The sequence below is a fragment of the [Phormidium] sp. LEGE 05292 genome, from assembly GCF_015207735.1.
Lineage (GTDB): Bacteria > Cyanobacteriota > Cyanobacteriia > Cyanobacteriales > Aerosakkonemataceae > Floridanema.
In genome coordinates, this window is the sequence record NZ_JADEWG010000218.1 from 1 (window position 1) to 8212 (window position 8212).

Here is an 8212-nt window from a genome sequence, read left to right on the forward strand (position 1 = left end):
GGGGACAAGGGGATGGGGAGAAATATAACCCCTTTCTTTCCTTCTGCCTTCTGCCTTCTGCCTTCTGCCTTCTGCCTTCTGCCTTTTGCTATTCCCCTTCGACTTGGGCGCGATACTCGTCAGAGGATAGGGCATCGTTTATTTCGTCTGGGTCGTTGATGCGGACTTTGAGTAACCATCCTTCGCCGTATGGGTCTTCGGCTATGTCTTCTGGTGCTTCAATCATTGCTTCGTTGCGTTCAACGACTGTTCCGGTAACGGGGGCTTTGAGGTCTTCTACTGCTTTTACAGATTCAACTGTTCCGAAGGCTTCTCCCTTGCTAATTAGGTCGCCAATTTCTGGCAATTCTATAAATACGATGTCACCCAATTGGTTTATGGCGTAGGCGCTAATGCCGATCGTAGCAATTTCGCCATCAAGACGGACATATTCGTGGGTATCCAGGTATTTCAGGTCATCGGGATATTCATGGGACATTTCATTTCCTCACTAGGATAGAGAATTTAATGATTTTGCAGTTGCATTTTGAGCAGAACTGACAGATCTTGGATATAGGTACAGATTATTGGGTGATTTCCCCTGAAGGCTAATTTTATCAGCCTTATTGTTAGCTACTCATTATGAATAAGGAAATTCTGAAAAAACTGATAATAGGTGAGGTTTCTTTTTTGCGAGTTATGCGATCGATCTTTTTTATCTATGCTTGTGTTGGCTTATATGCTTACTTTTTTAGCGATCGGATGATTTTTTTACCCCAACCATCTACTTACCAAGATAACAATCGAATTCTCAAATTAACTACTAAAGATGGGGTGAAAATCTCAGCAGTTTACTTACCTAATCCTCAAGCTAAGTTTACCATTCTCTACAGTCATGGGAATGCAGAAGATTTAGGCGACAATTTCCTGATATTAGAAGAATTGCGAAACTTGGGGTTTTCGGTATTTGCTTACGATTATCGAGGATATGGCACGAGTCAAGGAAAACCTACAGAAAAAGCTGCTTACAAAGATATCGATGCAGCTTATGATTATCTCACCCAAAACTTAGGCGTAAGTCCAGAAAAAATTATACTATATGGTCGTTCTGTTGGTGGAGGGCCATCGGTAGATTTAGGGAGTCGAAAACCTGTTGGAGGTTTAATTTTAGAAAACACTTTTGTCAGTACTTTTCGAGTAGTAACACAAATTACTCTATTTCCTTTTGATAAGTTCAATAATATCGCCAAAATTAAAAAGGTGCATTCTCCTGTATTAGTAATGTATGGCAAAGCTGATAAAGTTATTCCGTTTTGGCACGGAGAAAAACTGTTTGCTGCTGCCAATGAACCGAAGCGAGTTTTAGTTATTGAAGCTGCTGGACATAATGATTTTAGAGACACAGCAAGTACAGAATACGATCGAGCTTTGCGAGAATTTACCCAACTAATTTCTCAGCATCAGTCAAAGTAAATAACTGGGACTGGGGACAAATATTTCGATATCAACCAAAAACTCTAAAAAACATCTGCGTTTATCTGCCTTTATCTGTATTCATCTGCGTTCTAAAAAACCAAGACTTCAACACCAAACCAAAAACTCTAAAAAACATCTGTGTTCATCTGTTGTAAAAAATAAAGCTGGTTTTTTAACTGTAGATAAACCCAGATAAACGCAGATAATTATGCTTTATTTGGAGAACGATAGAAAGGCTTTTTCACTACTTTAGCCGGATAGAATTTGCCGCGAATTTCCACTTGTAATTCTTGACCAATTTTAGCCAAATTTGTAGGTAGATAAGCAAGTGCGATCGCACATTCCAAAGTAGGCGACCAACTCCCACTCGTCACCTCTCCCACCGTTTCCCCTTCATAACTTATCGGATAACCTTGACGGGCAATATTGCGCCCTTGCATTTGCAAACCTACCAGTTTTCTTTCTACTCCTGATGCTTTTTGTTCTTCCAATATTTGCCTACCAATAAATTCGCCTTTTCTATCTAAATGTACCAACCAACCTAAACCTGCTTCTAAAGGCGTTGTCCCCTCATTAATATCCTGTCCATAAAGTGCCATTGCTGCTTCTAAACGCAAAGTATCTCTCGCACCTAGTCCACAGGGAACCACACCTTCTGCTAATAAATTACGCCACAATTCTACCCCCACATCTGGGTCTACCATCACTTCAAAACCATCTTCTCCAGTGTATCCAGTCCGGGCAATAAAAGCAAGTTTTCCTAATACTGTACCTAACAAATGACCGAAAGATTTAATAGAATTTAAATCTTCTTGCACAAATTTTTGTAGCTGTATAATTCCTTGTGGCCCTTGTACCGCAATCAAAACTTTGTCTTGAGAAATATCTTGAAAATCTATTTCTGATGTTTCCAAGTTTTTTAACAACCAAGCTCTATCTTTTGGTCTAGTTGCAGCATTAACAATCATTACTCCCTGCTGTATTCCTGCGGCTTCACCCTGATAGTAAAAAATAATATCGTCAATGATTCCGCCTTCAGAATTTAATAAAACACTATACTGTGCTTGACCTGTTTGTAAACTACTTAAATCAGAAGGAATTAAGCTTTGTAATTGGAAAATTAAATTTTTTCCCTGCATGGTAAATTTGCCCATGTGGGAAATATCAAACATTCCCGATGCAGTTCTGACTGCTTGGTGTTCTTGTGCTATCCCGCCGAATTGAACAGGCATTTCCCAACCAGAGAATTCCGTAAATCTAGCTTTAGATTCTACAGCCAAATTATATAAAGGAGTGCGAGAAAGACTGGCTGGTGTTGTTGATTGATTACTCATTTTTTTATTAAATTATTCCTGAGAAGCCATTTATAAGTGATAAATTATGAGTTATGGAACAAAGTTTTGCTCATCTACAACCCATAACTCATAAGTTACCTTAAAATAGCAGAATTAACAATCTTTATTCTGCAAAATTGAGCAATTATTTAGTGACAAACTCTTCAGCAACTTTATCAGTTTTTGCTGCCATAATAAAATCATTTATGTGCAGTCCACCGATCGAATGAGTCCACCAACTAACAGTTACTTTGCCCCATTCAGTGAGTAAAGCTGGGTGATGTCCGGCTTTTTCCGCCTTATCACCCACTTTATTAGTGAAGGATAAAGCTGTCATAAAATCGTGAAATTGATAAACTCGCTTCAGACGTGCTTCACCTTCTTCTTCAACAATATCCCAATCAGGAATTTGCGGCTTAAGTTCAGCAATTTCTGTATCACTGATGCGGGGTGAATTACCTTCGCAAGCAACACATTTTTTTTCTGCTAGCTGTTCCATAGTTGTTTGTTCCTAGTTTCACTTTTGGCACGGCTCAAGCAGTTACTCCTTTGCCGCCAAAAAATATTTAGTAATAGAGCAAGGCAGGTTTTAGAAGGAGACAAGAGTGTAAGCTATCTTCCGGCGGGAAGCGAGTAATTCTGCTATTTACCGTAGTTTAGCTAAAAGATATCTCTTGTTACTTTACCACAATTAGTTACTTCAGTTACTTCGCTGAATGACTATACGCTGTATTGGCTCATAAGTAATAGTTTGGTTTTTTTGTATAGGTTTTACCACAGTTATTTCCACGCCTACAGCATCAGGATCAATTTCAAAATTACTACGAAAATAAACAGTTTTTCTTTGTTGAATAGGAGCAGCAAAAGTTAGTCTATTAAATCCATCGCTAAATTTGCTTTTTCCTGGTGGATATTGCAAAACATAACTGACTGAAATTCGTTCTATAGTTTGCCGAGAATTATTGGTTATACAACCTACGATGTATTCTTTCTTTTCGGGATCGGATTTATCTCGATAAAATACTACTTTAGCAAAACCTAGCGGTTGTTCACGTCCCTGATTTACCCCGGTTTTACACCAAGAAGCAGCATCAACATTGTTGCTTCTTGGTACTTTCATTGAGGACTGAGGTACAGAAGGTTGTGCCGCAGAAATCACTGGTAATTTATCTAATCCCAACAGACTCAGTAAAAAACTCACTCCCAAAAATAAAACACATCTTTTCTCGATCATACCAATTTATCCCTAAATTATATGTCTTAGTAGATAATTATATCTTTCATTCCCATAGATATTAGACTTTTTACCTAAGTCGCGTTAGTGTCAAATAAACTTTTGTTAACCATAAGCAAATCATGCCAGAACCTTTACTTATTGTTGATGTACAGTGCGGTTTTATTAACCAATTTACTCATCACATTCCCAAACGAATCGCTCGTTTGATTGAAAAAAATGAGTATGCACCGCTTTTGTTTACTCGGTTTCTCAATTCTACAGAAAGTCCTTATCAAAGATTACTTGATTGGCATAATTGTTCCGATAAACCAGAGACAAATATTGCCCCGGAATTGGAACCTTTTGCCAAACCTGAATTCATCTTTTCCAAAGGTGGACTTTGTGGAATGCCAGATGAGTTATGTAACTATCTTCGTGCTGAGGGTATTGAACGAGTTTTTATTGTGGGTATCGACACGGATATGTGTGTTTTGAAAATAGCGATGGATCTTTTTGATATTGGCATTGAACCAATGATATTAACAGATTGTTGTGCTAGTACTGCTGGTTTACAAGCACATTTGGCTGGTTTAGCAGTACTCAGCCGAAATATTGGTGCGCCTCGACTAAGAGATGCTGGTTTAAGTGATGGGTTTTTGGCTGCACCTTAATGGGGATTGGGAAGAAAGTTTTGAGTTGTAGGGACGGGTTTTTCCCTGGATAAAACAACAATAACATAATATCTAAATAAACCCGTTCCTACATAAATTTCGCTTGAAGTTTGCTCATAAAATGCTTTTTTATACCATAGTTATTTTAGGCATTTTATCAGGAGATGCTGGATCAAAATGTAACACCATAATTTGCGCTGGGTGTAACCCTATAGATTCATAAGTGCGTCCATTGCGATCGCTAAATTCCACTTTTTGCATTTAAGATAGATACTAGACCAAAAAGATAAAAGACTATGTTTAAAAACTCACCAGTTATTAGTACGTCCCCTGAAATTATGGGTGGAACCCCGGTTTTTGCTAACACCAGAGTTCCGGTACAGACACTCTTTGATTATTTGAAAGCGGGAGAATCAATTGATGATTTCCTGGATGGATTTCCGACGGTAACTAGGGAGCAAGTTATTACATTACTGGAAGAGGTTGGAAAACAACTTGTCAGCATGGTGGCATAGTATGAAGCTTCTTCTAGATGAGTGCATCGATCGTAAACTTGCCAGAGAGTTTGTCGGCTACGAAGTGAAAACAGTTCCGCAGATGGGATGGACGGGAACAAAAAATGGACAACTTCTTACTCTCGCAGCAGCAGAATTCGATGTTTTTATTACAGTTGACCGTAATCTGTCATTTCAGCAGAATTTGCCAGAATTTGACATAGCTGTGATTGTTTTGCAAGCATCATCTAACCGCTTGGCGGATCTGAAGCCTCAGATACCAAAGGTTTTAGCGATTTTGTCTACAGCAATTAAGGGACAAGCTGTAGTCATAAACACATAGCGGTAAAAGTGGGCGATGCCCACCTTTACTACTAATCGCTAAGCAAGACAATATTTGATTTCTACCATCCCCAAACCATTCACTTTTACTGTAAGAGACTGCACTTCCCCAATTGCTAGTTTACCCACGTAGCCACCAACAAGTGTTCCAACTGCTGTGCCTACTGGCCCACCAATTTTAGTGCCAACGAATGCTCCAACTGCTGATGCTCCCATAATCAGAGTTGCTCTAGGAACATCAATGCTACGAACGATCTGGGCTGGATTACTCACTTGACCTATCCTGCGGACTATATTGCTCAATCCCATGAAGACTCTCCATTATATAAATTATCTACATTAATAGAGTTCCCATACTTGTACCAAAAGTAACACCACTCTCGTCTACCCAAACTACCGCACCAGTATCAGTCTTTAGACGTGCAAACTCAGATCCGATCGCCCCCCTTTGTAAATTTTCGTGAACAAGACCTATTTTTGAAGCAAACCGTAAAATACGATACAAAATATAGATAAAAAAGTTCGTCTCGCCTGTCTTATTCCAAGAATTAGAGAAACTAGCTTCAAATCACACCTGATTTTGGAGATGGCTTAAGTATTGATTGGTTATTTAACTGTTTAACCTTCTCACACCAGTTTGAAGGCAGGCTTTTCATGGGTAATCGGAGGTAGAAATGAATCCAATAGCAGAAATATTGCTCGAACAGGTGTCTTATGCTCAAAAGTTGGGACAGCGAATTCTGGAAGTCAGCGGCTTAGACGATGATGGGGTAATTTATGCCTTTGCTACCCCAGATACACTGGTAATTAATTGCAGTGACTATCAAACAACTTGGCGACTTGAGGAAGAACAATTAAAATTACGGTTGGCGATCGCTAAACTCAAATGCTCTATCCAAACTATTGCGATCGAACAAGCCGGAAAAACTTTATATTTTTGGTAAATTCACCTTTAAAAAGTATCCATAAAAAAGCTGTAGAGGCGTTTCATGAAACGTCTCTACAACTTCTAAAGCTTGATTAGCCAAGGTTAACTAAAACTCGTTGTTCAGCTAATTCTTTTTCAAATTTCTGTTTATCAAAACGATATCCTTCACCTAAGAAAGAAACAATTTTTTCTGTATCGTATTCGGCATTTTGTAAACAAGTAGAAGCGCCAGGTGAGGGAGTAATATTAAACAAGATATTCTCTCCAATAATTTTCGCCTCTCCCATTTCTAAACGGTGAGTTTTCAGGTTAACAATTTGCGGTCTAATTCCGCCATAACCTTTGGCAAGTGTTACTTCATCCAATTGGATTCTTGGAACTATTTTTCGTACTTCTTTGAGGAATAACCGCTTGCCAATGAAAGGTATATCGTAAATGAAATTCATTAGGACATACTTTAAAATTGCTGGTTCAGTAAGGATATTAAAGAAGCTCAAAAATGCAGCAATGCTGAGTCCAGCAGTTCGCAGATAATCGAAAAATGTGGCATAGTTCCGCTGTTCTAATAGCGGAGTTACCTTAGCCGTTGGGCCAAATCTTGTTTGACTAGCATCGTGAACTTCTGGATCTCCATGAATGGCGGCGAAAGGTATCTTTTTAAGTTGGACTGTGTAGACTTTGCCGTTTAAAACTCCTGGCGCGAGGTAAAAACTTCCAGCTACATTTAATAACGCATAATCTTTACCGTAACCAAGAGATTTTGCAAATAGTAAACTATAAGCTCCAGCAGCAAATACTACTACTTTAGCAGCGATCGCCTCTTTGTCTGTTTCTACTTGATATAATTCGCCTTCTTTCTTGATACTCTTAACTTTCATTCCTAACATCAAATCAATTGTTTTTTGCTCATTTACAATTGATTTTTGCAGGAAAGATTGGGCTAATTTTTGGAAATCTATCGTGTAACCTTCGTCAGTGTAGAGAGCTAAAATTTCCTCATCAGCTGCTCTACCTTTTACCACATTAGGTTCTAGTAATGCAATTTCCTCTCTTTCAATCAATCTTAATTGGGGAAACAGAGATTTAAATTCTTGATATCTGGTGCGGAGTTCGGCTGTTTCTTCTTTGCCGATCGCCAAAACCATTTTATGATATTTACTATGAATTTCTTGGCTAGAATCATTTCGCAACAGATAATTTTTGACTAAAGTCGCAGCCCGATTAACTTTGCGAGCTTTTTCTAACGTATAATTAGTTTCAATATCGCCAAAATGTAAGGTTTGGCTATTACTATTTTTATGAGAATTGACTAAAGCAACTCCAGGATTTTTTTCAATTAACGCAATGCGATCGATGTTAGTATAATTGGTTAAGCTGTACAGTAACGCGGTGCCAGAAATACCGCCCCCAATAATCGCTACATCATAAACATTGTGTGAGAATTGCATAGTTTTTCCCAAACTCTAACAAACAGTGTAAAGCAGACCTTTGACCAGCACAGTCTGTGGTAAACAATTGAGAGAAACTGTCCAAATCAATTTCTGGACAAGTCTAATTTTTCAACCCCAGGATCTCTAGTTCACCATTCAGGGTAAAGCGAATAGGCTCAAACAAACTTCACCCTATTGGTTGATTCTGGAGTATGAGATTATCACTCCAGAACAGAAAACAGGCAAGATGTCGATATTGAAAGTCAATTGCTAAGCTTGCATCGCATCTAAATTGTATATTTTTGGTGTTAGGCAAAAACCGTCAATCCCTCTCCCCATCCC

Annotated in this window: 12 protein-coding genes; 5 read left to right on the forward strand and 7 right to left on the reverse strand. The window is 38.6% G+C overall.

Annotated elements, in window-relative coordinates; all coding sequences use genetic code 11:
- Positions 1–88: 88 nt before the first annotated feature.
- The gene (gcvH, locus tag IQ264_RS30060; RefSeq protein ID WP_193985959.1) at positions 89–478 is read right to left on the reverse strand and encodes a glycine cleavage system protein GcvH; all 390 of its coding nucleotides are present in this window, start codon (positions 476–478) and stop codon (positions 89–91) included.
- A 143-nt stretch (positions 479–621) separates the two neighbouring features.
- Here gcvH and IQ264_RS30065 point away from each other — a divergent pair, with 143 nt between their 5' ends.
- On the forward strand, positions 622–1452 hold the full coding sequence (locus IQ264_RS30065) for an alpha/beta hydrolase (RefSeq protein WP_193985961.1): 831 nt from the start codon (positions 622–624) through the stop codon (positions 1450–1452).
- Between the two features lie 209 nt (positions 1453–1661).
- Here the strand turns inward: IQ264_RS30065 and gcvT are convergent, their stop codons facing one another.
- From gcvT to IQ264_RS30080, 3 genes are all read right to left on the reverse strand, one after another.
- Complete coding sequence (gcvT, locus tag IQ264_RS30070) at positions 1662–2789, reverse strand: glycine cleavage system aminomethyltransferase GcvT (protein WP_193985963.1); 1128 nt, start codon at positions 2787–2789, stop codon at positions 1662–1664.
- Between the two features lie 145 nt (positions 2790–2934).
- Positions 2935–3288 carry a 4a-hydroxytetrahydrobiopterin dehydratase gene (locus IQ264_RS30075; RefSeq protein ID WP_193985965.1) on the reverse strand — a complete coding sequence of 118 codons (354 nt, stop codon included), beginning with the start codon at positions 3286–3288 and terminating at the stop codon, positions 2935–2937.
- 201 nt (positions 3289–3489) lie between these two features.
- Positions 3490–4023 carry a hypothetical protein gene (locus tag IQ264_RS30080; protein ID WP_193985968.1) on the reverse strand — a complete coding sequence of 178 codons (534 nt, stop codon included), beginning with the start codon at positions 4021–4023 and terminating at the stop codon, positions 3490–3492.
- Positions 4024–4145: 122 nt separating this feature from the next.
- Here IQ264_RS30080 and IQ264_RS30085 point away from each other — a divergent pair, with 122 nt between their 5' ends.
- Positions 4146–4676: a cysteine hydrolase family protein gene (locus IQ264_RS30085; RefSeq protein WP_193985970.1), complete on the forward strand. Its 531-nt coding sequence runs from the start codon at positions 4146–4148 to the stop codon at positions 4674–4676.
- Positions 4677–4805: 129 nt separating this feature from the next.
- On the opposite strand, the gene IQ264_RS30090 is transcribed toward IQ264_RS30085, so the two are convergent.
- Positions 4806–4937, reverse strand: coding sequence for a DUF4926 domain-containing protein (locus tag IQ264_RS30090; protein WP_228061927.1), 132 nt, complete (start codon positions 4935–4937; stop codon positions 4806–4808).
- Between the two features lie 35 nt (positions 4938–4972).
- On the opposite strand from IQ264_RS30090, the gene IQ264_RS30095 reads away from it, so the two are divergent.
- The gene (locus IQ264_RS30095) at positions 4973–5191 is read left to right on the forward strand and encodes a DUF433 domain-containing protein (RefSeq protein WP_193985972.1); all 219 of its coding nucleotides are present in this window, start codon (positions 4973–4975) and stop codon (positions 5189–5191) included.
- A gap of 1 nt (position 5192) precedes the next feature.
- Positions 5193–5513, forward strand: a complete 321-nt coding sequence (locus IQ264_RS30100; protein ID WP_193985974.1) for a DUF5615 family PIN-like protein — start codon at positions 5193–5195, stop codon at positions 5511–5513.
- 38 nt (positions 5514–5551) lie between these two features.
- Here IQ264_RS30100 and IQ264_RS30105 read toward each other — a convergent pair whose 3' ends face one another.
- Positions 5552–5821: a hypothetical protein gene (locus IQ264_RS30105; protein WP_193985976.1), complete on the reverse strand. Its 270-nt coding sequence runs from the start codon at positions 5819–5821 to the stop codon at positions 5552–5554.
- Between the two features lie 365 nt (positions 5822–6186).
- On the opposite strand from IQ264_RS30105, the gene IQ264_RS30110 reads away from it, so the two are divergent.
- A complete protein-coding gene (locus IQ264_RS30110) occupies positions 6187–6456 on the forward strand; it encodes a hypothetical protein (protein ID WP_193985978.1) in 270 nt (89 codons plus the stop codon).
- A gap of 76 nt (positions 6457–6532) precedes the next feature.
- Here IQ264_RS30110 and IQ264_RS30115 read toward each other — a convergent pair whose 3' ends face one another.
- Positions 6533–7888, reverse strand: coding sequence for an FAD-dependent oxidoreductase (locus tag IQ264_RS30115; protein WP_193985980.1), 1356 nt, complete (start codon positions 7886–7888; stop codon positions 6533–6535).
- Between the last annotated feature and the right edge of the window lie 324 nt (positions 7889–8212).